We start from the raw sequence: 24,660 nt of genomic DNA on the forward strand, positions 1-24,660 counted from the left end.
CGATGAAACCCGGATCAGGACTCGTCACCGTGCTGGCCGCCGTGACGGCAGGCCTGGTCCTCGCGCTGATCTGGTGGCGTGCGAAACGCGAAGGCCGGGACGAGTTCTGGACCCGAGTGGAACGAGCCGGCTGGGTGGCCGCGATCTTTTTCGGCGCCTCAACCCTGATCGCGTCGGTGATCGAGCCGGAACCGGACACTCGGCAGTCACCGGCTCCGACCGTGGCCACTTCCACACCGACGCCTTTCCACACCGACGCCTTCCACACCGGCGCCATCGACTCCGGCCCCAGCCACGCCGACGCCGTCCACTCCGGCGCCTTCCAGCGTTGCCACGCCGACTTCAGCGCCGCCCACCAGCACCCCGCCACCGGTGGTCACCCCTGCGCCGACCGCGTCGAAGCCCGAGCTGGTAGCCGAGGTCCTTGAGGTGGCGCCGCCTGGATGCGGCGGGAGTAGCGGGGTCGACGTTCATCTGGATGATCCGATGCGGGTCATTCCCGGCGAGCTGGAAAGTCCGGAAGCGGACCTGGAGTACGACGACTGCGACGGCGGCATCTATCCGGGCTCACGTGGTTCGCTGGGCCTGCTCGCCGCCGGCACGCCGTTGACGCGCGCGAGCTGCGAGGCAGCCGCCTTGCGTAAGCCGATCGGCGACTCCCGGTCGGTGCACACGATGAAGGTCAACGACGTTCTCTGCGCCGTCACGGACGAGAAGAAGGTGGCCGCCGCGGTGATCAAGAAGCTCGGTGCGCCTTGGGGCGACGGTCCATCGGAGGGACCGCGGCAGCCGACCATCTACCTTGCCGTCACCCGGTGGGCGCAGTAAGCCCGCGAAACACGGGGTGGGTCGGCGTGCGCGGAGATACCGGTGGGTACCGGCCCGGTAGTCTCGGTGGACGGACCTCGGAAGGAGTGCCCCATGTCGCAACAGCCGGCTGGGTCGAACGACGGTGAGCCCACGATCGGGCAACTGGTCGCGGACGCCAGTAGAGACCTGTCCGCCTTGGTGCGCAGCGAGTTGCAGCTGGCGCAGACCGAGCTGAAGGCCACCGCGGTCGCCGCCGGTACGGGCGTCGGCATGTTCGGTGGTGCGGCCTTTCTCGGCCTGCTCGCGATCGTCCTGCTGTCGATCGCGGCGGGCTACGGCCTGGTCGCGATCGGGCTGCATCCGGCGCTGGCGTTCCTGATCGTTGCCGTCGTCTACCTACTGATCGCGGCGGCGCTGGTGTTCATCGGCAAGAACCAGCTCGGCAAGGCCCAGGGCCCGAAGCGCGCGATCGAGACCTCGAAGCAGTCGGTCGAGGTGCTCAAGGCCGTCGGGAAGGGCGACTGAGCCCGGCCGGCGTCTCCGACCTGCTCGTCGACGGGCCCTGGTCGCACTCCCTCGTGGCGGCCAACGGGGCCCGCTTCCATGTCGCCGAGTGCGGCGCGGACGACGCTCCCCTGGTCCTGTTCCTGCACGGCTTCCCCGAGTTCTGGTGGGCCTGGCGGCACCAACTGCCGATCGTCGCGGCCGCCGGGTATCACGCCGTCGCGATGGATCTTCGCGGCTACGGCGCGAGCGACAAGACCCCGAAGGGCTACGACCCCTTCACCGCCGCGGCCGACGTTTCAGGGCTGATCCGCTCGCTCGGCGCCAGCGAGGCGATCCTGGTGGGTCATGGCTGGGGCGGCTTCATCGGCTGGTCCACCGCCGTACTGGCGCCACGCCAGGTCCGGGCCCTCGCGACCGTCTCGGCACCGCACCCGCTGACCTTGCTCCGGTCCACCCGGGACCCGGCCCGATTGCGCTCGATGGCGAAGGTCGGCCTGTTCCAGCTACCGATCCTGCCCGAACGGCGCCTGCTCGCCCGGGACGGCGCGTACATCGAGCAACTGCTGCGCGACTGGTCGGGCCCCGGCGCCTTCCCGGATCAGGAGGCCAGCCGCCGGTACCGCGCGGCCCTCCAGGTTTGGCCCGCGCCGCACTGCGCCCTGGAGTACCACCGGTGGCTGGTCCGCTCGCGCCTCCGGGCCGACGGCCGTCGCTATTCGGCGGAGATGGACCGGGCGATCGACGTACCGGTCCTCCAGGTGCACGGCGCCGCCGACGGCGCGATCCCCCTCAGCGGTACGGCGACCCCGGCGCGGCTGGTCGGCAATGTGCTGCGCGCCGAGGTGATGACCGGCGTTGGGCACTTCCCGCACGAGGAATCGCCCGAGCTGTTCACCGACGTACTGCTCGACTGGCTGAACGGGCTGCCGCCGCAGGCTCAGGAAATGGCCTGAGGCCCAACCGTGCCGGTGACCTTCCAGCCGGTCGCGCCCTGATCCAGGCGGAAGGTCAGCCACTGCGCCGACAGGCAGCCCTCCCACGAGCTGGCCGGGATCTCCAGATGGCCGTCCTTGAGCTTCAACCCGCCGAGGGTGATCACCACTAAGCCCGCCGGCTGCGGGGCGCAGGGGTCTTTCAGCACCGGCTTTTCCCGGACCCAGCTGATCGTGCCGAGCATGCCGATCCGCGCGGTGACGTCGTCCTTGGTGCTCTGGTCGAACGGACCGCCGAGCTGATACCCCTTGTCACCGGGGAAGCTGCCGCCGACCGGCCGATCGAGAATGACGATCTTGCTCTCACCGGCCGTGCGGTTCTTGAGCAAGGCATGAATCACTTCGGCATACGCCTGACCCCACTGGCTGGCCTGCCCCAGCGGGCGGTTCGTCTGCGGGTGATTGGTCTGCGGCTGGTTGGTCTGCGGCTGGTTGGTCTGCGGCTGGTTGGTCTGCGGAGCCACCGGCAGCTCGGAGGCCTTACCCGGGGCAGTAGCACTGGGCGTTGGCCCGGCGGTGCCGGCTTCCTCCGGGCCACCCGTGACGTACACGGCGCCCGCAACAACCGCGGCCACCGAGGCGGCGGCGACCAGCGCCGTACCGACCGGACGCTTCTTTGCCTTAGGCAATGGATGAATGGTTGCCGACGGCAAATCCCTGTCCAGTAAGGCCTCTCGCTCCGCGAAGGTCTCCCGCAACAGCTTGGCGGCCTCGTCGTCGGTCGGCTTGCTCATGTCGAGTCTCCCTCGTTCAGCTCGGGTACGGCGGCACGCAGTCCTGCCAGCGCCCGGGCGGCATTGGAACGGACGGTGCTCGCCTTGCACCCGAGTACGTCGGCGATCTCCTCGTCCGGAAGGTCTTCGTAATAGCGCAGCACCAGTACGGCGCGCTGCTGCCGGGGCAAGGTGGCGAGCAACCGCCAGGTGGCATCGCGCTGGGCCTGCCGGCCGGCGATGTCCTCCGACGCCGTCTCGGTCATCTCGGCGATCGGCACCTCGCGGTTCGTCAGCCGACGGCGCCAGCTGAGGAACTCGTTCACCACCATCCGGCGCAGATAGGCCTCGGGGTATTCGAGGCCACCGATCCGGTGCCACTTCGGATAGGCCCGGATCAGGGCGGTCTGCACCAGGTCCTCGGCGCTGTGCACGTTGCCGGACAGCATGTACGCCACCCGCAGCAGCCGCCGCTCGTTCGATGCCACTACCTCGTCGAACGACCGTGGCTGCTGCCTCGACTCCGGTTCACGTGTCACAGTCACACCCAACCAACGCAGTGGGCCCTTCACCCTGCTGCATCGGCGGCCGGCTTTTTAGGTACAGCTACGAGTTGAGACCGCCTGCGTGGACTTGATGCCCGCCGCGGCGGCCGGCGCCACCTGCTCGGCGGTGAGCGCGTAACCGGTGCGGTCGTCCTCGACCGAGGCCGCGAACACCACGCCGTACACCGTGCCGCGCGGGGAGATCAGCGGTCCGCCGGAGTTGCCCGGGCGGACCGAGGCCCAGATCGGGAAGGCCATCCTGGTCACGGTCCGGTCGCCGTAGATATCCGGACCGCGCAACCGCTCCTCCGAGCGGATCCGGGCCGGCTCGGCGTCGAAAGGCCCGTTCTCCGGGTAGCCGAGTACGACGGCCGCGTCATCGGCCTTACCGCTCTCGTCGAGCACGAGGAACCGCTCGGTCGGCAGCTTCGGCACATACAGCACGGCGACGTCGATACTCGGGTCGAAGACCACCACGGTCGCGTCGTACCGCTTGCCGTCGACCTCGACGGTCGGATTGCGCACACCGGCGACAACGTGCGCGTTGGTCATCACGCGCTGGCGGGCGTACACGAAACCGGAGCCCTCGATGCCCTGCCCGCAGCTGGCCATGCCGGTCACCTTCGCGATGCGGCTGTACGACTCGCGCACCGCGGGCAGACGGGAGATCCCGCCGTCGGGCGGCTGGACCTCGCGGATGCGCTCCGGTACGAACGGGTCGAGGAAGCGCGGGAAGAGGTCCGTGTTGACCACGTTGTTGAAGGCCTGCAGCGCCCGGTCCGCGCCCGTTGGCAGGGTCTTGTCGACGCGTGCGAGCACCTCCGAACTCCGCACGGCCGAGGTGACGCTGGGGATCCGCGCGCCGCTGACCGCGACACCGAGCACCCACGCGACCACGAGCACGGAGACCGCGGCCAGCGCGGCACCACCGAGGGCGTCGACGAACTTGGCCGGACTCCAGGAGATCTTGTTGCGCAGTTTAGCGCCGAGCACCGCGCCGATGGTCCGCCCGATCGAGGCCAGGATCACCACCAGCACCAACGCCGCGAACGACACCTGCACGCTCGGCGCGAAGTTGTCCAGCACCCGCGGTACGCCGTACACCCCGACGGCCGCACCCGCGAGCAGGCCGATCGTCGCGCAGGCGCCGAGCACGAAGCCCTCGACGTATCCCGAGATGGCCACCAGGGCGGTGATCACCAGTAACGCGATATCGAGACCGGTCACTCCACGTCCTCTCCTGGTCCCAGGTCGTGCTCGATCCGGGTCATCCGGCGCAGCTCTGGCGACCGGCGGCCCTCGTTCCGCCAGGCCGCTTCGACCAGGCGATCGGGCAACGGTACGACGTTGGAGGTGTCCCACGGGTGCGCCCACCCGGCCAGGGCGAGCATTTTGTCGAGCAGACCGGCGGTGAAACCCCAGATGTAGAGGTCGTCGACCAGGAACGCCGGGCCGGTGAAGCCCGACGGATGCAGGCAGCTGATCCGGTTGGCCGGATCCGCCAGCGCGGCGATCGAGACCCGGTGCACCGAGGCCACCTCGGCCGGATCGACCACGGCCACCGGCGACGGCTCGCGCCACCAGGCCAGCACCGGCGATACCGCGAAGTTGCTGACCGGCACCCACAAGGCCGGCCAGATCGCGAAGACCTCGACGCCGCGGGGGTCCAGGCCGGTCTCCTCCTCGGCCTCACGCAGCGCGGTCCGGATCAAGCCGTCCGTGCCCTCGCCGTCGGCCTCGTCGGCCCGGCCGCCCGGGAACGACATCTGCCCGGCGTGCGACCGCAATTCCCAGGACCGCTCGGTGAGCAGTACGTCGGGCCCGTCGGCGCCACCGTCGTCGGCCAGCAGGATCAGCACGGCGCTCTTGCGAACGTTGGGGTCATCCGGCGGCAGGAACCGGGACAGCTCGTTCGGATCGACATCCAGGCTGGCCTTCGCCAGCGGTTCGAGGCGCTCGGGCAGCGCGACCTCGAACGTCGTACTCGACTTGAGCGGATTTCTCACCGGGTCACTCCGAGCTTTTCCCGCACGAGCTGGTCGAGCTGCTCCTGCGAACGGAACGGGCCGATGTGACTGTAGGCGATCTCGCCCTTGGCCGTCACAAACACCGTCATCGGTGGCCCCGGGATACGCAGCGGCTTGGCGAGTTGCTTGTCCGGGTCGGACAGATGCGGATAGGCCAGGCCATGTTCGACGGCGAACTTCACCGCCTGGTCCGGCCTCGGATCGGCGTAATCCACGCCGAGCAGCTGGATCTTGCCGCTCTTGGCCAGCTCCGCCAGGTACGGGGCTTCGTCCCGGCAAGGGCCGCACCACTGCGCCCAGACGTTGATCAGCAACGGCCCACGGAGGTCCGCCAGCCGGATGTCCGGGCCTTCGCCCAGGCACGGCAGACTCACATCCGGCAGGTCGTTGGCCGTGGGCGGGCGCGACTCCGTGCTGGGACAGGCCTTCAGCAGGTTCGCGTTGGACGGCCTCGGCTGGCCTTGAGCCGTTTCGGTCTGGTTGGCGGTTTGGGGCGGCTGGCCGGTCTGGTCGCCGGGGCGGGCCGTGCCGCAGCCCGCGACCAGGGCGAGCGCCAGCGCCACGGCGACCAGTTTCACGCCTTGACCAACTTCGCGGCGACCTCGGGATCCGTGGGCCCCTCGCCGTACGACGGGCACCAGTGCGCGATCGGGCACGCGCCGCAGGCCGGTTTCTTCGCGTGGCAGCGGCGGCGCCCGTGGAAGATCAGCCGGTGCGACAGCATCGTCCAGTCCTTCTTCGGGAACAGGTCGCCGATGATGTGCTCGACCTTGACCGGATCGGTCTCCTCGGTCCACCCGAACCGGCGGACCAGCCGGCCGAAGTGCGTGTCGACGGTGATCCCGGGGATGCCGAAGGCGTTGCCTAGCACCACGTTCGCCGTCTTTCGGCCGGTGCCGGGAAGTTTGACGAGTTCCTCGAGCTTGTTCGGTACGACGCCGTCGTACTCGTCGCAGAGCATCTGGCCGAGCTTGAGCAGGCTGTTCGTCTTGGCGCGGAAGAACCCGGTCGGCTTGAGAATCGCCTCCATCTCCTCGCGATCGGCACTCGCGTAGGCGGCGGCGTCCGGGTATTTCGCGAACAGGCGCGGGGTGACCGTGTTCACCATCTTGTCGGTGGTCTGGGCCGACAAGATCGTTGCGACGAGCAACTCGAGCGGGGTGGTGAAGTCGAGCTCGCAGTGCGCGTCGGGATAGGTCTCGGTCAACTCCCGGTCGATCCGCCGAGCCCGCCGCACCAACTGCTCAGGCGTCTCCTCAGCCCACTTCCCCACCTTCTTCACGGCGGTCTTCGCCGCAGGCGCCGCCTTCTTCGCGACCGCCTTCTTGGCCTGGGCAGCCTTCTTGGCGACCGCCTTCTTGGCCACGGCCTTCCCCGCCGGAACTGCCTTCTTCGCGGCCGGCTTCGCCGCGGCGGCGGTCTTCTTCGCCGGGGTGGACTTCCTCGCCGGCGTGGTCGTCTTCGCCGGCGTGGTCGGCTTCGCCGGGGTGGACTTCTTCGCGGCGGCCTTCTTTGCCGTCTTCGCGGTGCCGTTCGCCGTGGTGCTCGCCGTGGTGCTCGCCGTGGTGCTCGCCGTGGCCGTGGTCTGGCGCTTGGCGGCCGTCTTCCGGGCCGCTGCCGGCCGCTCGGCGGCGGCGTTCTCCGGGGTCTCGGCGGCAGTCCGCGCGGAGGATTCCGGGCGCTCGGCGGCGGGCGTCGCGGGGGTTTGTGGGTGCTCTGGCGCGGGACCGGCTGGGACTGTGGGACGCTTGGCCGACGTTTTCCGGGCCGAAGCGGGCGCGCCGGTCGGCGCTGCGGCGGGCTTCGCGGGGGATGCTGGAGACGGTCCGGAGCCGGACGCCGCGACACGCTGGGTGGGCATGCAGGCAAGCCTACGTGGCGGTGCCGACAGTCTAGGAGCTACGGTTTTCTGGCGCCGGGATACCAGCAGGATCGGATTTCCCGGACAAGGTGGGGTGCACCGAACGATCGGTGGACCGGATGCGACAGGTCGAGGAGGCCGTTTCGTGGACGCAGCAGTGCTCCGGCAGGCGCCGTTGTTCAGTGCCCTGGACGACGAGGCGGCGGACGCGCTCGCCGCCGCCATGACCGAGAGCCGCCTGCGCCGCGGCCAGGTCCTCTTCCACGAGGGCGACTCCGGCGACCGGCTGTTCGTGGTCATCGAGGGCAAGGTCAAACTCGGCCGTACGTCGGCCGACGGCCGCGAGAACCTCATCGCCGTACTCGGCCCCGGCCAGATGTTCGGCGAGCTCTCCCTGTTCGACCCGGGTCCCCGCTCGGCGACCGTCACGGCCGTCACCGACGCCTCGATGATGTCGCTGACCCACGACGAGCTCCTGCGCTGGCTGCACGGCCGTCCCGAGGTGGCCCGAGGCCTGCTGCTCCAGCTCGCCTCCCGCCTCCGCAAGGTCTCCGACGTCGTGGCCGACCTGGTCTTCTCCGACGTACCAGGCCGCGTCGCGAAGGCCCTCCTGGACCTGGCCAGCCGCTTCGGCCGCACCGCCGACGACGGCGTCCACGTCCACCACGACCTCACCCAGGAGGAACTGGCCCAACTGGTCGGCGCCTCCCGCGAAACCGTCAACAAGGCCCTAGCCGACTTCGCCAGCCGCGGCTGGGTCCGCCTGGAACCCCGCTCCGTAGTCCTCCTGGACATAGAACGCCTCCAACGCCGCGCCCGCTGACCCACACCCCACCCACACCCCGCGCCGAGCTGGCTCGCACACCCGGCCCGCCGCAGTGGCGCTGGTTTGAAGGGTCGGCCTGCGGAATGGGGGGTCGACCAGCCAAACTTGACGCGTCGACCCCCTAACTCGCATGTCGACCCGCCAACGAGGAATCGCGATAGCGGGCGAACGCGGCCCGGATCCGCTCGGCAAGGGCCTCGGGCGACGACAGATCCGCCCAGGTGACCCGGACGACTTCAAGCCCCAGAGCGCGGAGCCGGTCCTCCCGCGCCTTCTCGCGCATCACCACCTCCGCGGCGGCATCGCCGTACTTGACGAGGCCATCGAACTCGACCACGGTCCGGAACTCCGGGAAGTAGAAGTCCACCCGGGCGAACGGTCCCATCGCGTCCGCGAATTCCACCTGTAGTTCCGGCTCCGGTAGTCCCTGCGCGGCCATCAATACCCGCAACCGCGATTCGCCGACGGATTCCGACCGACCATCGGCGAACCGCATGGCCGCCCTCATCGTCGGACTGCCCGGCCAGAACACGGTGTCTTTCAGGAGCCGTTCGAGCTCCTGCGGCTGGGCCTTGCCTCGGCCGAGCGCCGCGTCGGCGGCAACCACGGTGGTTTCGAACGGTGCTCGGCAGCCGGTCTCGACCAGCGCCCGGGCCGGAGTGGTCATGAGCACCCCATCGACTGTCATGAGGTCCGGCGCGGTCAGGTCGCCGCGGTGGCAGCTCACTCCTGGCATGGCCTGGATCCGGCGATTCAGTTTGGTCACGTGCACGGTCGACACGTCGAGGCCGAAGACGGGCAGCTGGTGGAGCAGCAAAGCCGACTGGTGGCTGATAGCGACTGACTCCGGAGTCAGCGAGTTGAGCAGCGCATGTACCGCCTCCAGGTGTTCCGCTGCCCGCCGGCCCCAGGGCGGCAGGTGGGTGCGGTCCACCGCCTCGGCGAACTGACCATGCCGGATACGCCGCCAACTGCGGTTGGCGACCAGGTACTTGATCTGATCATCGGAATATCCGCACGCCAGGGCCTGAGCCCGGCTGAACACGTTGCCCTGCCGTGCGGCGAGGGCCCTCAACTGGGGATTCACCCTCCCAGCATGCGCAACCGCAGCCGCCCAAAACCCCGCCAGCCACCATCCTGTGGATAACCCGGCGGGCCTATTCCGAGGGTCGACCGTCGGAATAGGGGGTGGACGTGCGAAATCTGACAGGTCCACCCCCTGTTCCGACCGCCGACGGTCGGAATAGGGAGGGCCGGTGACCGAAGGGGTGGGGCTCAGGCGGGGTTGGGGTTGGGGTGGGTGGATAGGTAGTCGAGTTGGGCTCGGACGGAGCGTTCGGCGGCGGGCCAGAGGATGGGTGGGACCTCGGCGTAGACGGCTTGGACTACTTCGGCGGGGGTGGTGGCTCCGGCAGCTACGGCGGCTCGGACTTGGTCTAGGCGTTCGGCCCGGTGCTGGAGGTAGTAGGCGAGTACGTCGGCTGGGTTGTCGACTACTGGGCCGTGGCCGGGTAGGAGCAGGTGTACGTCTGGAAGGGCCTGTAGGCGGTTCAGGGAGTCCAGGTACGGCGCGAGGGTGCCGTCGGGGTGAGCCACTACGGAGGTGCCTCGGCCGAGCACGGTGTCGCCGGTGAGCAGGGAACCCTCGTCCGGCAGGTAGAAGCAGACCGAGTCCGCCGTATGACCTGGAGTGGTTAGAACCTCCAGGCGCAGGCCATCCGCTTCCAGGACCTCCCCGTCGGCTAGACCGTCGTCGGGAGCCCCTGGCGGTACGTGGAACATCGGATCCACCGAGCGGATCGAACAGCCCGCATGAGCGGCGAACCACGCGGCGCCTTCGGAGTGGTCGTAGTGGCCGTGCGTCAGGAGGACCGTTTCGATCCGGCAGCCCAGGGACTCGACGTGGTCCAGGATCGCGGCCAGGTGTGGTTCGAGCAGCGGGCCCGGATCGACCACGACGACGGAGCTCGCGCCTGGTTCGCGCAGGATCCAGGTGTTGGTTCCTTCGAGGGTCATCGGGCCCGGGTTCGCCGCCAGCAGCCGGGTGGCGCGAGCCGTCACCACCTCGGCGGTCACGCGGGCACCACCTTCGCGACAGGCTCACCAGCGGCGGCGATCATTCGGTCTCCAGGTACGCGTCGTCGCCGTCGAGGCGCAGTTTGGGCAGGATCGACGGGATCGGGCGGTCAGCCGATTCAGCCAGTACGCCGGCAACCGTGGCGTGCGTGGCGATGTCGCGGCAGCACAGGTACGTCGGGGGCAGCATCGCCATCTGCCCGGCCTCAACCGCGGCGACGGCCTCGGCCGGGTGCATCCAGGCCACCTGGTCGGACTCGCCCGAGACGTCCCGGGTCAGCTGGCCGACGGGTAGCGCCGCGACGAAGAAGGCAGTGTCGTACCGGCGGGGCTCGAACTCCGGCGTGGTCCAGTGCGCCCACGGCCCGAGCAGATCCGCCCGCAGAACCAGACCGCGCCCGTGCAGGAAGTCGGCGAAGCCGAGCGAGCGCCCTTCCAGCGCCACCCGATCCGCCTCCCAGTCGTCCCCGGTCGTATCGGCGACCACCGAGTCGGCCGACGGGCCTGCGAGCAGTACGCCGGATTCCTCGAAGGTCTCCCGGACGGCGGCGGCGACGTACGCGGCGGCCATCTCAGCCGAGCAGCCCAGCCGTTCCCCGAACCAGGCGGGCGACGGGCCCGACCAGGAGTCGGCGATCGTGGCGTCGGTCGGGTCCACCCGACCGCCGGGAAAGACCGACATGCCGGCCGCGAAGGCCATCGTGGTGGTTCGCCGGAGCAGGTAGACCTCAGGCCCCACGGGTGATTCGCGCAGCAGGATGACGGTTGCCGCCGGGCGTGGTTCGACCGGCGCACGGCCCTCGCGAACGAACGCCAGGGCGGTCTCGGCCAGCTGGCCCGTCAGTGGCCGTGCCCGGAGATCACCCCCGGGCACGGCACACCTCGCAACGAACTGCCAGCCTAGCCGCGACCGGCCGCACACCCGGCCGTACGGCGAGCCGCGTGGCCGGCCGTACGGCGAGCTGTCCGGGCCGGGGGCGGCCGGACCGGTACGAGGTCATGTCAGGCGACCTCGACGATGAGCTCCACCTCGACCGGGGCGTCGAGCGGCAGGACCGGTACGCCGACGGCGGCGCGGGCGTGCTGGCCCGCCTCGCCGAAGACCTGGCCGAGCAGTTCGGACGCGCCGTTCGCGATCTGCGGCTGGCCGGTGAAGTCGGGCGTCGAGGCGACGTACGCGACCACCTTGACGACCTGCTTGATCTGGCCGAGATCACCGATCAGGGCCTTGATCGCGGCCAGGCCGTTGAGCGCGCACTGGCGGGCACAGTCGACCGCCACCTCCGCGTCGACGGTGTCGCCGTTCTTGCCGGTGGCGATCAGGGCGCCATCGCGGAACGGCAGCTGGCCGGAGGTGTAAACGAGATTGCCGGTCCGGATCGCGGGCACGTACGCCGCGACCGGCTTGGCCACCTCGGGAAGCTGCAGGCCGAGATCCGCGAGGGCCTTCTCCGGGTTGCTCATGAGCCGGTGACTTCCCGCTTCAGGTACGCGACGAGGGACTCCGGGGTCGGTCCCGGTACGACGCAGACGAGCTCCCAGCCCTCCTGGCCGACATTGTCGAGGATCTCCTTGGTGGCGTGCACCAACAAAGGCACAGTGAAGTACTCCCACTTGGTCATGCCTGGACTCTAACCGTCTCCCCTGAACACCCGGGGCCCTAGTGGTCGGTTGATGGGGTGCCTTGGCGCTCAAGGCACCCCACCAACCGACCACTAGGCTGGCTGGCATGGCGAGGCTGCATGTGGTGACGGGCAAGGGGGGCACCGGTAAGACGACGGTGGCCGCCGCGATGGCGCTGGCGCTGGCCGACGAGGGCCGCCGGGTGCTGCTGGTCGAGGTCGAGGGGCGCCAGGGCCTGGCCCAGCTCTTCGACGTACCGCCGCTGCCGTACGTCGAGCGCAAGATCGCGGTGGGTCCGGGCGGCGGCGAGGTGTTCGCGCTGGCCGTGGACGCGGAGGCGGCGCTGCTGGAGTACCTCGACATGTTCTACCACCTGGGCCGGGCCGGAAAGGTGCTCGACAAGGTGGGCGCGGTCGACTTCGTCACCACGATCGCGCCGGGCCTGCGCGACGTACTGCTGACCGGCAAGGTGTACGAGGCGACCCGGCGCAAGGCGCACGGCCGGCTCGCGTACGACGCGGTGGTGCTGGACGCGCCGCCGACCGGGCGGATCACCCGGTTCCTGAACGTGAACCACGAGGTGGCGGGCCTGGCCAAGGTCGGCCCGATCCGGAACCAGGCCGACTCGATCATGGGCATGCTGCGCTCCGACATCACCCGGGTCCATCTGGTCACTCTGCTCGAAGAGATGCCGGTCCAGGAGACGCTGGACGCCGTCGAACACCTTGAGGCGCTGGACCTGCGGATCGGCTCGATCATCGTCAACATGGTCCGGCACAGCCCGCTCGACGACGAAGCGCTGACCCTTGCAGCCAAGGAGAAACTGCCGTTGGCGGAGTTGGCCAAGGGCCTGAAGGCGGCCGGGCTGCCCGCGGACAAGGCCACCGTCGCCGCGCTCGCCGCCGAGACGCACGATCACGCCGTTCGGGTCGGCCTGGAACGCGAGAACCGCGGCCGGATCGATGCCTTGGGCAAGGACGTGGTCGAGCTCGGCTTGATTGCCGACGGCATCGATACCGGCGCGCTGTTCGATCTGGCCGAGGAGCTGACCGCATGAGCCCCGCCAAGAAGACCGTGGCTCCCCAGCCCGCCACGGACACCACGGCCGGACTGGATCTGGACGCGCTGATCGCCGATCCAGGCACCAGGATCATCGTCACCTGCGGCGCGGGCGGCGTCGGCAAGACCACCACCGCGGCCGCGATCGGCCTCCGCGCCGCCGAACAGGGCCGCAAGGTCGTCGTACTCACGATCGACCCGGCCCGCCGGCTCGCTCAGTCGCTCGGGCTGACCGAACTGGACAACACACCGCGCGCCGTCGCCGATATCGACGCGGCGAACGGCGGCCGGCTGGACGCGATGATGCTGGACATGAAGCGCACGTTCGACGACGTGGTGCTCGCGCACGCTTCCGCGGAGAAGGCGAAGCAGATCCTGGAGAACCCGTTCTACGTCGCGCTGTCGTCGTCGTTCGCCGGCACCCAGGAGTACATGGCGATGGAGAAGCTCGGGCAGTTGCACAAACGGGCCCTCGATGACGGAAGCTGGGACCTGATCGTGGTGGACACACCACCGTCGCGGTCGGCACTGGACTTCCTGGACGCGCCCGAGCGGCTGGCCTCGCTACTGGAAGGCCGGTTCCTGCGGCTGCTGCTGGCTCCGGCGCGCGGCCCGTTGCGGTTGATGTCGGCCGGGGTCAACGTCGCGATGTCGGTGATGAACAAGGTCCTCGGCGCGCAGGTGCTGCGGGACGTGCAGACCTTCGCGAACGCCTTCGACACCCTGTTCGGCGGCTTCCGCGATCGAGCCGAGAAGACCGTGGCGCTGTTGCGGGAACCCCTGACGAGTTTTGTTGTCGTCGCCGCGCCCCAGAACGACGCGCTGCGCGAGGCGTCGTACTTCACCGAGCGGTTGCGCCAGGAGCGGATGCCGCTGGCGGGCGTCGTACTCAACCGGGTCACCACCACCCAGGCCCCGGCGCTCTCGGCCGAACGCAGCCTGGCCGCCGCGGAACAGCTCGGCGAGGACGGCCTCGCGGGCGGCGTACTGCGCCTGCACGCCGACCGGATGCAGCAGGTGGTCGGCGACCAGAAGCGGGCCGACCGGTTCAAGCGCGGGCACCGGTCCATCCCGACGGTTTCGGTGCCGGCGCTGGCCGACGACGTGCACGACCTCGACGGCCTCCGCCTGATCGGCACCCTGCTCGCGAGCTGACCCTCCCCTCCTTCAGCGAGGGGAAGCAGGGCGGTGTCCGCCGTGAGCGAACGGGGAATCCGGCAGGGCTGAGCATGGTTGAGCCAAGCAGACTCAATCTTCCGTAAGAGGGTGTGACTGCCTTGAGTGAGACTTTGAACCTTCCTGTTCTGCCGCTCGACGATGTTGTGGTGCTGCCCGGCATGGTCGTGCCCGTCCGCCTCGCCGAGGTGGAGGCCCGGGCCGCGATCGAGGCCGCTCAGGCGGCCGGCCAGGACCAGGTGCTGCTGGTACCGCGCCTGGACGGGAAATACGCGAAGGCCGGGACGCTCGGCGAGATCGAGCAGATCGGCCGGCTGCCGGGCGGTGCCCAGGCGGCGGTGATCCGCGGTACGCAGCGCGTCAGCATCGGTGTCGGTACGACCGGCCCGGGCGCTGCGCTGTGGGTCGAGGCGACCGTGCTCGACGAGATCAGCGACGGCCGGGTCGGCGAACTGGCCCGCGAGTACAAGCAGCTGGTCACGACCGTGCTGCAGCGTCGCGGCGCCTGGCAGGTGATCGACTCGGTCAAGCAGGTGGAAGGCGCCTCGGCCTTGTCGGACCTGGCCGGCTACGCGTCCTACCTGAGTGATGAGCAGAAGCTCTGGCTGCTGGAGACACCCGATGTCGCCGAGCGCCTGACCAAGCTGATCGGCTGGGCGAAGGACCACCTGGCCGAGCTCGAGGTGGCCGACACGATCAACAAGGACGTCCAGGAGGGCATGGAGAAGCAGCAGCGGGAGTTCCTGCTGCGCCAGCAGCTCGCGGCCGTTCGCAAGGAACTGGCCGAGCTCGACGGAACCTCCGCCTCCGAGGAGGAGGACTACCGCGCCCGGGTGGAGTCAGCCGATCTGCCCGAGCACGTCCGCAAGGCCGCGCTGGCCGAGGTCGACAAGCTCGAACGCACGTCCGAGCAGTCTCCCGAGGTCGGCTGGATCCGGACCTGGCTGGACACCGTGCTGGATCTGCCCTGGAACGAGCGGACCGAGGACGCCTACGACATCGCCGAGGCCCGCGCCATCCTGGACGCCGATCACGCGGGCCTGGACGACGTGAAGGAGCGCATCACCGAATACCTGGCCGTACGGCGCCGCCGGGCCGATCGTGGCCTGGGTGTCGTCGGCGGCCGCCGCAGTGGCGCCGTGCTGGCTCTGGTCGGTCCGCCCGGCGTGGGTAAGACCTCGCTCGGCGAGTCGGTCGCGCGGGCGATGGGCCGCAAGTTCGTCCGGGTGGCGCTGGGTGGCGTCCGGGACGAGGCCGAGATCCGCGGCCACCGGCGCACGTACGTCGGCGCCCTGCCCGGGCGGATCGTCCGGGCCATCAAGGAGGCCGGTTCGATGAACCCGGTGGTCCTGCTGGACGAGATCGACAAGGTGGGCGCGGACTACCGGGGCGACCCGACCGCCGCGCTGCTGGAGGTCCTCGACCCGGCGCAGAACCACACCTTCCGCGACCACTACCTGGAGGTCGAACTCGACCTGTCGGACGTGGTCTTCCTGGCCACGGCGAACGTGCTCGACTCGATCCCGGCGCCGCTGCTCGACCGGATGGAACTGGTCCAGCTCGACGGCTACACCGAGGACGAGAAGGTCATCATCGCCCGCGACCACCTACTGCCGCGGCAGCTGGAACGAGCGGGTCTAGCGGCCGAAGAGACCTCGATCGACGAAGAGGCCCTGCGACTACTTGCAGGCGAGTACACCCGCGAGGCCGGCGTACGGCAGCTTGAGCGGTCTATCGCCCGCGTGCTGCGCAAGTTGACCGCCAAGCTGGCACTGGACCCGTCAGCCTCTCCGGTCGTCCGAGTCGGCGCTAGCGACCTCAAGGGCTACCTGGGCTCGCCGAAGTTCACGCCGGAGTCAGCCGAGCGTACGGCGCTACCGGGCGTGGCGACTGGTCTAGCTGTCACAGGTGCTGGTGGCGACGTCTTGTTCATTGAGGCGTCCCTGGCCGACAAGGAGACCGGTCCGACCGGAATCACGCTCACCGGGCAGTTGGGTGACGTGATGAAGGAGTCGGCCCAGATCGCTCTGTCGTACCTGCGGTCGCACGGTGCGGAGCTGGGTCTGCCGGTCGGCGATCTGGCCGAGCGCAACACCCACGTGCACGTGCCCGCGGGCGCCGTACCGAAGGACGGGCCGAGTGCGGGCGTGACGATGACGACGGCGCTGCTGTCGGGACGGCCGGTTCGTTCCGAGGTGGCGATGACCGGTGAGGTCTCACTGACCGGACGGGTGCTGCCCATCGGCGGCGTCAAACAGAAGTTGCTGGCGGCGCACCGGGCGGGGCTGACCACGATCCTGATCCCGAAGCGGAACGAGCCGGATCTCGAGGATGTACCGGCGTCGGTGCTGGCGGAACTGACCGTTCACCCGGTCAGCGACGTCCGCGAGGTGCTCGAACTGGCGCTGGAGCCGGCCTCGATCGCGGCCACCGTCGCGGCCTGATCAGCGCGGAAAATGGTGTCTATAGGCCGGGGAGTTCCCGGCCTACAGACGCTGTGACAGGCCAATAGGTTGGCGTGAGGAAGATCACAGCTGTCGATTCGGCTTGAGCGCGATATCACGTAGGCTCGGAGTCATGCGCGCTAGGGATAAAGACGACCGGGGAGTCGTCCAGTCGGTGGTTCTGTTCCTTGGGGTGAGCGTGTTGTCGGGCGCTCTGGCGGCCGGTCTCGCCATCCCCTTCGCCGGTCTGGCCGGGTTCGGCACTCAGCGGGCCTCGGAGACCTTCGAACAGCTGCCACAGGAGCTGAAGGTCGATCCGCCGCCGGTCCGTTCGTCCGTGCGCGCCACGAACGGCACGCCGATCGCGAACCTCTTCGAGCAGAACCGGGTGCGCCTGGAGAGCCTGAACCAGATCGCGCCGATCATGAAGCAGGCGATCATCTCGATCGAGGACTACCGCTTCTACGAGCACGGCGCGCTGGACGCCAAGGGCACCCTGCGCGCGCTGCTGCGCAACCAGACCGAGGGATCCGTCCAGCAGGGTGGTTCAAGCATCACCCAGCAGTACGTGAAGCTCGTCTTGCTGCAGCAGGCCGACACGGAGGAAGAGCAGAAGGCCGCGACGGCCGAAACCTACGAGCGCAAGATCCGCGAGCTGCGGTATGCGGTCGCCGTCGAGAAGCAGTACTCCAAAGACGAGATCCTGCTGAAGTACCTGAACCTGGCGAACTTCGGCGACGGCGCGTACGGCGTCGAGGCCGCCGCCCGGCACTACTTCAAGGCCACCGCGAAGACCCTCACGCTGCCGCAGGCCGCGCTGCTGGCCGGCATCGTGAAGAGCCCGAGCGCGTACAACCCGACGACGAAATCCGGCAAGAAGCGTGCCAAGGACCGGCGTGACGTGGTCCTGCGGCGCATGCAGGAACTGAAGGTCATCACGCCGAAGCAGGCCGCCGACGCGATCAAGACCCCGGTCATCGATATGAACAAGGTTCAGCAGGTACCGAAGGGCTGCGCCTCCTCGGCCTACCCGTTCTACTGCGAATACGTCTACGCGCACCTGTTGAACAACCCGGCGCTCGGCAAGAACCCCGAAGAGCGCGCCGAGTACATCAAGTCCGCAGGTCTGACGATCCGCACCTCGATCGACCCTGAAATTCAGCGCGACGCCCAGGCCGCGATCAACGCGAAGACCAAGCCGGGCGACCAGGCCATGGCCGCGATGACCGTCGTGGAGCCGGGTACCGGCCTGGTGAAGGCGATGGTCCAGAGCCGCCCGTACGGCAACAACAAGGCCAAGGGCGAAACCACCTGGAACTACAACGTCGAGGCGTCCTACGGCAGCGGCTTCGGCGGTTTCCAGCCCGGTTCGACGATGAAGGCCTTCGTACTGGCCGCGGCCATCCAGCAGGGCGTGCCGCTGAACCACATGATCGACGCCAAGAAGCAGATCCACCTCGGCGGTCAGCGGTTCCGCACTTGCGACGGCAACATACCGGTTACTCCCGGATACTCACCCAAGAACTCAACGATCAGCGGGCCGATGAACCTGGTTCGCGCCACCGCCCAGTCGGTCAATACCTACTTCTTGCTGCTCTCTCAGCAGATCGGCCTCTGCGGACCTTCGACGCTCGCCACCAAACTCGGTGTGGTGAACGCGAAAACCGAGGACGACGACCTCATTGGCAAGCCTCTCGATGTTTACCCGTCCTACACCCTTGGCGTGGGCAACGTGACGCCGCTGATGATGGCCAACGCCTATGCGACCTTCGCTGCGCGAGGTAAGCACTGCACTCCACTGCTGATCACCTCGATCACCGACAGCAGCGGCAAGAACATCCCCACGCCCGGCGCCAAGTGCGAGCAGGTTATGCAGCCGGAGTTCGCCGATGGCGTGAACCGAGTGCTGGGCAGTGTTATGACCAGCGGCGGCACCGGCAGCAAGCTGAATTTTGGCCGGCCCGCCGCAGGCAAGACCGGAACCACCCAGGAAAGTAAGGCCGTCTGGTTCGTGGGCTATACCCCGACCTACGCGGCGGCGGTTGGCGTCACCGACCCGGACGGGACCCAGGAGAGCCTCACCAAGCTGACCTTCAACGGCCGCCGCCTCGGTGGCAGCGTGTCCGGTGGTGGCACGGCTGGTCCGATCTGGGAGGCGGCCATGCGCGCGATCCACGAGGGCCTGCCCGAGCAGGGCTTCCACAAGGTCGACCCGGACGTCGTCAAGGGCGACGTGATTCCGATCCCCCGGGTGACCGGGATGTCGCCGGACGAGGCCATCAGCACCCTGAAGGCGGCCGGATTCAACCCGCAGGTGGCCGGTGACCGGCGTGACTCCGACCAGCCCGAAGGCACAGTCGCCTACACCTCGCCGCGGCGCAGCGAGGGTGCCATCGCCGGCGGCACGGTGATCATCTACCTGTCGAACGGCAAGGACCCGAACCGCCCGCCGAGCCCGCCGCCCACCACGACGTCGCCGCCGCCCACGGGCAAGCCCACCACCAAACCGACCAAGCCCGGCAACGGCAACACCTGCCCGCCCTTGCGCCCCAACTGCAACGAACGCTAACAATCAGAGCCGGCGAGTGGACCAAGTCCGCTCGCCGGCTCCTTTCTGCCTACGCTGAACCTCGGCGACTGGCCAAGTGCTAACAATCGCTACAGAGCTACTGGCACGAGGTCACAGCCAGGGCGGACAGCCCTTCTTGTGGCAGTGCCAACGCGTGGCTTCGATCCCCGGGTAACTCGGGTCGTTCCAATCAACGAGCCCACGAAATGCCTCGTTCGCTGGACCATAGGAGCCAAGCATGTTAGTCCATTCGGATTCTTCGCCTGGACTGAAAGTAATCTGCAAACGCTTCACGTTCTTATACAACTTCGTGCCTGCGTCATAGTAGCTGCGTTCAATGTAGACCGTCGCATCATACCAGTTTGGCGCAGACGTACTGTATGCCCAGTAGGCATTGCAAGCCTTCGAGTAGGCCAGCGCCACCCCTCCCGCAGGGGTGCCCAGCACCTTCACGGTATCGCTCGTGCAGCCCATCGAGACCGGCCCTTTGTTATCACAGGTCGACCCATAACATCCGGCCGCCAAAGCTTGCTGATTTGTTCCAGCAACGCTGACGACCCCGAATACCAAAGCCGCAACAGAAGCCTTGCGAAATTTCGACCAAACACTCATTTTCTCTCCAGTTTCTAGATGCTCCGCCGACCACTTCCTTCAAGCACGAAAATTCTCCGCACTCGACCCATCATCCGCATGCCGCATCAAATCGACGGCTGCCAGCGCCAACAAGTCGGTCTTGAATTTGGCGCAGCCACGCTTCGACTCTTGAGGAGCACTGGAAATCGCTTGTGACGGGCGACTCCAGATGGTATTCACACTCAACTAACCGCAAACCGGCCGGTTTAGTTCACTCTATAGAAGGCCTCATTGTTGAACTCAACGGCTAGGATTGACATGTGCAGCACGGCCCCTCGCGTCACCCATGCTTCCCAATCCGAGCCATCGACCTTCTCGAAGTACCCAACCTTCAACGGATGCCTTACGAACTCTTGGCGATCACCGGAATACCCAGCTTGGATCCTGAGGACGGATCCTGCCCTGCTATATGTAGCCGCACGGACTGCATTTTCAGGAATTTTTCCTTCACGAATTTTCTTGGGCTCTACCCGACCACCACCTTGACGCAACCTCCACTCCCCACGCCAGCCTTCCTTTCGCAGTCGGTCGTCGATGTCCAGGAGCGCACGCCCCGGGCGGTCGACTGCGAACCCGGTGGTTCGAACCAAGCCGCACGCCGAGTCCCAGGACGGATCACCATCGGCTTTCGGTCCACCATCCCGCTCGTAGCAAGTCACCGCCTCTCGAACGCCCGATTGCCGCGGCGATGCCGGCAGTGCCGCCACCTTGCGTTCAAAGGCGATCGACTCGACTCGCGCTGCAGCCAGGCGATCCCGGAAGAACTTGCTTTCCGGGTCGATCAACGTCGGCCGATCGTGCACCTCATGACGACAGTTAGCCGTCAAAAGTACAGCCAACATTCCACAGAATGCCGCGAATCGGATATCACCACCCCATTTTCTGTTTTATGGCGTCGACATAGAGCCGGGTGCCAGATCCGTTCGGGTGGAAAGACTCGGCGGAGACAGGCTCCTCCGGATTGTCCCCCGGCGTATGCGCCGTCTTGAAGAAGTTGATCGCACTATCGGTCCCCGCACAGGCTCCGCGATTGATAAATTTTGGCCTGGTGTCGACATAGGTAACCCGAATGCCTGTATCACGCGATAGCTGGGCAAGCGTCGCTGCGGTTGTATCGGCGAGGAGGTCGCTCATCTTATTTATCCACGAAACCTCCCCGAGGCCCAACCCGTCTGGACAGGCGACGGCGGTACCATCGAGCAGGCGGGGATACCCCGCATAAACGATCTGAGCATTTGGAGCAGCGACACTGATCCTCTGAATAGCCGCTACCACACGCTCCTGAACGGGACCCGTAATCCGTTCCCTCTGGGCAATGTCGAGAACTGTTGAATCACCAGGCATGACGTTATCCGGACAGTTTAGAGCACTCTTTACACAGAAGGTCAGGACCTTGCTAAAGAATGCATCGTTCCCACCCAAGCTAACGAAAACAAGGTTGGTTGATTCATCGAGATAGCCTGCTTCGATCTGAGCCACCTCATGGTGTTGCCCCCCACCGAGATACAGGGGGTCCGTCGAATCATGCGCTTCTGACAAATTCTCCGACACCGCACCGGAGCACGACACGAAACTAAGCTCAGCCGCCGGACTGAATGTATCGGAGACGGCACCTAAGGCTTGGCCACCCAATCCGGCCGGGCTGACAAGACGCGACCACGCATTCTTCGATCGGTGGCATGCACTGCGAGCAAGTGGAAATTCGCCGCTATGGTCAGTCCCGGCCAGATAGTCACCGGCACCCTCGCCCGAACCATACGAGTCACCGACAGCGGCGGCAACAATCGTCGGCTTTGCCGGCAGAGGTTGAAAGGCTACGGCGTCCCACGCGATATTTTCCTGGCGGTCGATAGCATACGGATTGATGTTGGAGTCGAAGTACTTCGCATCAAATGTGCGGTTCGACAATGTGACTGATGGCCGCCCGGCGCCGAACTGAAAGACGCCCAGGGAAACCCACTTGTTCGCCTTCACGCTGGTGTTGACATAGCGCGCAACTGGCGGCCGGCCATCACCTCTATCCACCACGTACTTGGCTTGCCGCGTGATGGTCGCGATTTCGGGGAGATGAACCAGCACTCGTCCCCACCCAGCCATCGGCTGATCCAGAGTCCACTTTCCTGTCACGGTGCGGCTCTGGTCGAGGGTCCCGTCCCAGGTCGTGTGGGTCAGCCATGTGTGGCCGTGAAAGCCCAGTCCTGCCTGATGAAAGTCGATTTTCGACGTGTACTGGACCGGCGTGCCGTTGACTTCAGCAGCGCCGAACTTCAGAGAGAACGAACCTGCCGTCGCCGACGGGGTGCCGCATTGTGGGCGAACGCTGAGAACACCAGGTGGAACGTCGTCGATTACGCGAGAATTCGATGGGATTCCGTCTCTATTGCAGACAGGCGGATTCTGCTCCGGGTCCGGCGGCGTATGCGCCTGGTCGGGCTGCGGCTCGGGATAGGTCGTATTGAATCGCACCAGCCCGCGACCACACGTGTCGGCGGTGGTGTCGTGACAGTCCTTCCACTTCACAGGCGGGTACCACCAACACTTGCTGTCCGCCCTTGGACAGTTTTGGGTCCGGGGAGCGGTTGGCACGCAATCGTTGACGGCTGTCACGCAGAAGGTCGGGAGCGGCGGCTTCACCTGTCGCCGCTTCTCAGTCCCGCTGGTGACAGCGTCAGTCCACCAAGCAGCGCGGTACGTCGCCCCGAGCCGCGGGTTCTCCAACGGGTAGGCAGCCCAACCCATGATTTTCTCTGGATAGGGCCAATCCTGCGGGTGAGCCGCATCCGCGCGGCTGTACTCGAGGAAAGGCCGACGCGCCGGATCCCACAAACCGCTCAGAGGATTGTTGGTCCATCCTAGTCCCCAAGGTTCAGAAGTGCCGCTCTTCGGGTGGAAACCTGAGTTGTACGCCCATACTGCGCCGAACCAAGACTCCAGGCGACTCGACTTCCCGCCGTTGACGAGGAGACCCGCATCGTACAGTTGATTCCACTTCTCGCTCAGGATCTTCGCTGCGGCAGCGATGTTGACTGTGTAGTCCACGGCGATCGCTCGCTGCTCGTTCAGACCGCCCCAGATCGTATTTCCCTTGCGCATACCGTCCGTGATCTGACCCACGCCGTATCCGCAATCGGCCTTCGAGAAATCGATCGACCAGCCATTGCCGACGCGCCCGTAGTAGTTGCCGATCAGTGGATTCCCACTCCAGGTCTCAATGACTCGCCCAGACGCCTGCCAGAGGTTCGACTCCTGCGCCAGGATGCCGAGGAGTACCTGCGGCGGAATGAAGCCGCCTCCACGCAGTGCGGGCAACTGGAACTTCGCCATTAGCTGTGGCGTATAGGATGGCAGCCCGGATTGCTTCCAGTTCGCCGGTCGCGCCGTCATCAAATTGTTGTTGACAGCTTGATCCACAGCCCACTCGACCTGACGAGGATTCGGCTGATAGACCTGGGTACGAACGTCGTTGCGAGGAACCGCGCATGTGGCGCCTGGATCGATAGGCGTGTCGGCCTCACCCGCTACCGCAGCAGGTCTGAGCTTCAGCGCTGGCGAGGATGAGCGAAAGGGCGCAGGGGCCTGACGCAGCGAGGGCAGCAAGAATCTCACCGGCTGCCCGGTGTCAGCGACGGCCGCGATCGCTACCTTGTCGTCACGCCCTTGGCGCTGGACGCTCTCGATAGTCAGCCCTCCTGCGTCGGCTACCTGCAGGCCGGCCTTTCCGCGGAGGATTCGTACCGTTTGGGGCATGGTCTGCACGAGTGCTTTGGCGCCTGTGATGAAGACCCGACCGGATGGCCCTTGGTGTGACCTGGTTTCGGTCCGCGGCCCCGTTGCGATCGCCGTCATGCGGCGTTTGCTCAAGTCGTAGATCTGAACCGTCGTCCGCTCCCCGTGTGTCTGCGACAAGACGACGTTCCGCCTCCCGGCGAACCTGACCCGGGAGACAGTTCCAGTCAGGGCCAGCTCGGTTCGCATTGCACTGTTGGGCAGAAGCCTCACCAGCCGACTGCCATCGGCGGCCATCACCTGGTCATTGATCGGTACCGCAGAAGTGAGCTCACCGACGAATACGCCCGACCGTAGAACCCGGCCGGTCGGCGCGGATACCGTATGGATCCGCGTCCTCTTCGGTCCTTGATGGTTGTACTGAGCGAACACCACCTGATCATCCGAACCACAACCAGGATTGAAGTAGGCCAACGTCGTAGTGACCGCCAGTTTGCGCACCAGCCCGGTGCGCAGGTTCACTACCGCAGCGAACGCAGCCTTATCGAATGCGGTCGCGTCGTTGGTGAACGTCCTAGGGGCGTAGGCAACCGCCAAGTATCGGCCGGAGCTGGTGATACACCCGTTTCCGATCCAGCTGTCTGTTTCGAATCCGCTTTCCGCAAGCGTCGCCAAGACCTTCCAGGCGTATCCGCGCGACTCTTGCGCCTGCAAGACATGGAGACCTGACTGCGATCCCACAAGGGACCACGCCCTGTCTTTCGATGACTTCCATCCTGCGCCCAGTACCTTGTCAGCCAACTGACCAGGCACCCGATCCACCGGCTTTGGTTCACCGGGCGATTTCGGCGCCGAAGGCCTCACAACATCAGCTGGGCCTTCTGCCGCCGCGGTGCTCGAACCGACAGCCGTCACTGCCAAAGCCCCGGAAACCAGCATCGCGGTCAGTTTCCTGAATCGAACCTTGTGCGCACGCATAGATCCCCCAGATCTGATTCGCGTGCGGGGGGGGGTAGTTCGCACCGGCAGCATGGCGGCCGCCCGACGCCCTCAGTTCCCCCCGCGCCTCAACT

22 protein-coding genes are annotated in these 24,660 nt (G+C 67.0%); 9 read left to right on the plus strand and 13 right to left on the minus strand.

The features are described 5' to 3' along the window. Positions 1 to 2 precede the first annotated feature (2 nt). From ACFFGN_RS08990 to ACFFGN_RS09005, 4 genes are all read left to right on the plus strand, one after another. A complete protein-coding gene (locus ACFFGN_RS08990; RefSeq protein ID WP_380045158.1) occupies positions 3 to 428 on the plus strand; it encodes a hypothetical protein in 426 nt (141 codons plus the stop codon). A 58-nt stretch (positions 429 to 486) separates the two neighbouring features. Next, positions 487 to 828, plus strand: a complete 342-nt coding sequence (locus tag ACFFGN_RS08995) for a hypothetical protein (protein ID WP_380045161.1) — start codon at positions 487 to 489, stop codon at positions 826 to 828. A gap of 93 nt (positions 829 to 921) precedes the next feature. Then, positions 922 to 1,335, plus strand: a complete 414-nt coding sequence (locus ACFFGN_RS09000) for a phage holin family protein (RefSeq protein ID WP_380045164.1) — start codon at positions 922 to 924, stop codon at positions 1,333 to 1,335. A 53-nt stretch (positions 1,336 to 1,388) separates the two neighbouring features. Continuing rightward, positions 1,389 to 2,270 carry an alpha/beta fold hydrolase gene (locus ACFFGN_RS09005; protein ID WP_380045167.1) on the plus strand — a complete coding sequence of 294 codons (882 nt, stop codon included), beginning with the start codon at positions 1,389 to 1,391 and terminating at the stop codon, positions 2,268 to 2,270. On the opposite strand, the gene ACFFGN_RS09010 is transcribed toward ACFFGN_RS09005, so the two are convergent. The 6 genes from ACFFGN_RS09010 to nth are packed head-to-tail and all read right to left on the minus strand — an operon-like array spanning position 2,255 to position 6,876. Further along, positions 2,255 to 3,043 (minus strand): hypothetical protein, encoded by a 789-nt coding sequence (locus ACFFGN_RS09010; protein ID WP_380045170.1) that lies wholly within the window; start codon positions 3,041 to 3,043, stop codon positions 2,255 to 2,257. The genes ACFFGN_RS09005 and ACFFGN_RS09010 overlap by 16 nt on opposite strands. Then, on the minus strand, positions 3,040 to 3,561 hold the full coding sequence (locus ACFFGN_RS09015) for a SigE family RNA polymerase sigma factor (protein ID WP_380045172.1): 522 nt from the start codon (positions 3,559 to 3,561) through the stop codon (positions 3,040 to 3,042). The genes ACFFGN_RS09010 and ACFFGN_RS09015 overlap by 4 nt, the downstream gene beginning before the upstream one ends. A 57-nt stretch (positions 3,562 to 3,618) precedes the next feature. Then, positions 3,619 to 4,794 carry a MarP family serine protease gene (locus tag ACFFGN_RS09020; RefSeq protein ID WP_380045175.1) on the minus strand — a complete coding sequence of 392 codons (1,176 nt, stop codon included), beginning with the start codon at positions 4,792 to 4,794 and terminating at the stop codon, positions 3,619 to 3,621. After that, positions 4,791 to 5,573 (minus strand): NUDIX hydrolase, encoded by a 783-nt coding sequence (locus tag ACFFGN_RS09025; RefSeq protein WP_380045179.1) that lies wholly within the window; start codon positions 5,571 to 5,573, stop codon positions 4,791 to 4,793. The genes ACFFGN_RS09020 and ACFFGN_RS09025 overlap by 4 nt, the downstream gene beginning before the upstream one ends. Further along, a complete protein-coding gene (locus tag ACFFGN_RS09030) occupies positions 5,570 to 6,172 on the minus strand; it encodes a TlpA family protein disulfide reductase (RefSeq protein ID WP_380045182.1) in 603 nt (200 codons plus the stop codon). The genes ACFFGN_RS09025 and ACFFGN_RS09030 overlap by 4 nt, the downstream gene beginning before the upstream one ends. Next, the gene (gene nth, locus ACFFGN_RS09035; RefSeq protein WP_380045427.1) at positions 6,169 to 6,876 is read right to left on the minus strand and encodes an endonuclease III; all 708 of its coding nucleotides are present in this window, start codon (positions 6,874 to 6,876) and stop codon (positions 6,169 to 6,171) included. The genes ACFFGN_RS09030 and nth overlap by 4 nt, the downstream gene beginning before the upstream one ends. Before the next feature lie 724 nt (positions 6,877 to 7,600). Between nth and ACFFGN_RS09040 the strand changes: the two genes are divergently transcribed. Beyond that, positions 7,601 to 8,278 (plus strand): Crp/Fnr family transcriptional regulator, encoded by a 678-nt coding sequence (locus ACFFGN_RS09040; protein ID WP_380045185.1) that lies wholly within the window; start codon positions 7,601 to 7,603, stop codon positions 8,276 to 8,278. A gap of 124 nt (positions 8,279 to 8,402) precedes the next feature. Here ACFFGN_RS09040 and ACFFGN_RS09045 read toward each other — a convergent pair whose 3' ends face one another. The 5 genes from ACFFGN_RS09045 to sp36 all read right to left on the minus strand — a co-directional run bounded on the left by ACFFGN_RS09045 (position 8,403) and on the right by sp36 (position 11,979). Next, positions 8,403 to 9,368, minus strand: a complete 966-nt coding sequence (locus tag ACFFGN_RS09045; RefSeq protein WP_380045188.1) for a type IV toxin-antitoxin system AbiEi family antitoxin domain-containing protein — start codon at positions 9,366 to 9,368, stop codon at positions 8,403 to 8,405. Between the two features lie 188 nt (positions 9,369 to 9,556). Next, the gene (locus ACFFGN_RS09050) at positions 9,557 to 10,357 is read right to left on the minus strand and encodes an MBL fold metallo-hydrolase (RefSeq protein WP_380045191.1); all 801 of its coding nucleotides are present in this window, start codon (positions 10,355 to 10,357) and stop codon (positions 9,557 to 9,559) included. 40 nt (positions 10,358 to 10,397) lie between these two features. Further along, a complete protein-coding gene (locus ACFFGN_RS09055; protein WP_380045193.1) occupies positions 10,398 to 11,231 on the minus strand; it encodes an NUDIX hydrolase in 834 nt (277 codons plus the stop codon). Between the two features lie 128 nt (positions 11,232 to 11,359). Further along, on the minus strand, positions 11,360 to 11,821 hold the full coding sequence (locus ACFFGN_RS09060) for a RidA family protein (RefSeq protein WP_380045196.1): 462 nt from the start codon (positions 11,819 to 11,821) through the stop codon (positions 11,360 to 11,362). Further along, complete coding sequence (gene sp36, locus ACFFGN_RS09065; protein WP_380045199.1) at positions 11,818 to 11,979, minus strand: Sp36 family protein; 162 nt, start codon at positions 11,977 to 11,979, stop codon at positions 11,818 to 11,820. The genes ACFFGN_RS09060 and sp36 overlap by 4 nt, the downstream gene beginning before the upstream one ends. A gap of 107 nt (positions 11,980 to 12,086) precedes the next feature. On the opposite strand from sp36, the gene bagA reads away from it, so the two are divergent. The 4 genes from bagA (at position 12,087) to ACFFGN_RS09085 (ending at position 19,228) form a co-directional block, all read left to right on the plus strand. Next, positions 12,087 to 13,037: an ATPase BagA gene (bagA, locus tag ACFFGN_RS09070; RefSeq protein ID WP_380045202.1), complete on the plus strand. Its 951-nt coding sequence runs from the start codon at positions 12,087 to 12,089 to the stop codon at positions 13,035 to 13,037. After that, positions 13,034 to 14,194: an ArsA family ATPase gene (bagB, locus tag ACFFGN_RS09075; RefSeq protein ID WP_380045204.1), complete on the plus strand. Its 1,161-nt coding sequence runs from the start codon at positions 13,034 to 13,036 to the stop codon at positions 14,192 to 14,194. The genes bagA and bagB overlap by 4 nt, the downstream gene beginning before the upstream one ends. A 134-nt stretch (positions 14,195 to 14,328) precedes the next feature. After that, complete coding sequence (gene lon / locus ACFFGN_RS09080; protein WP_380045207.1) at positions 14,329 to 16,659, plus strand: endopeptidase La; 2,331 nt, start codon at positions 14,329 to 14,331, stop codon at positions 16,657 to 16,659. 133 nt (positions 16,660 to 16,792) lie between these two features. Beyond that, positions 16,793 to 19,228 (plus strand): penicillin-binding protein, encoded by a 2,436-nt coding sequence (locus tag ACFFGN_RS09085; RefSeq protein ID WP_380045210.1) that lies wholly within the window; start codon positions 16,793 to 16,795, stop codon positions 19,226 to 19,228. Between the two features lie 111 nt (positions 19,229 to 19,339). Here ACFFGN_RS09085 and ACFFGN_RS09090 read toward each other — a convergent pair whose 3' ends face one another. After that, positions 19,340 to 19,840: a hypothetical protein gene (locus tag ACFFGN_RS09090; RefSeq protein ID WP_380045212.1), complete on the minus strand. Its 501-nt coding sequence runs from the start codon at positions 19,838 to 19,840 to the stop codon at positions 19,340 to 19,342. An 888-nt stretch (positions 19,841 to 20,728) separates the two neighbouring features. After that, entirely contained in the window at positions 20,729 to 24,565 is a 3,837-nt protein-coding gene (locus tag ACFFGN_RS09095; RefSeq protein WP_380045215.1) for a golvesin C-terminal-like domain-containing protein, read from the minus strand. Between the last annotated feature and the right edge of the window lie 95 nt (positions 24,566 to 24,660).

Source organism: Kribbella deserti, assembly GCF_042434725.1.
GTDB lineage: Bacteria > Actinomycetota > Actinomycetes > Propionibacteriales > Kribbellaceae > Kribbella > Kribbella deserti.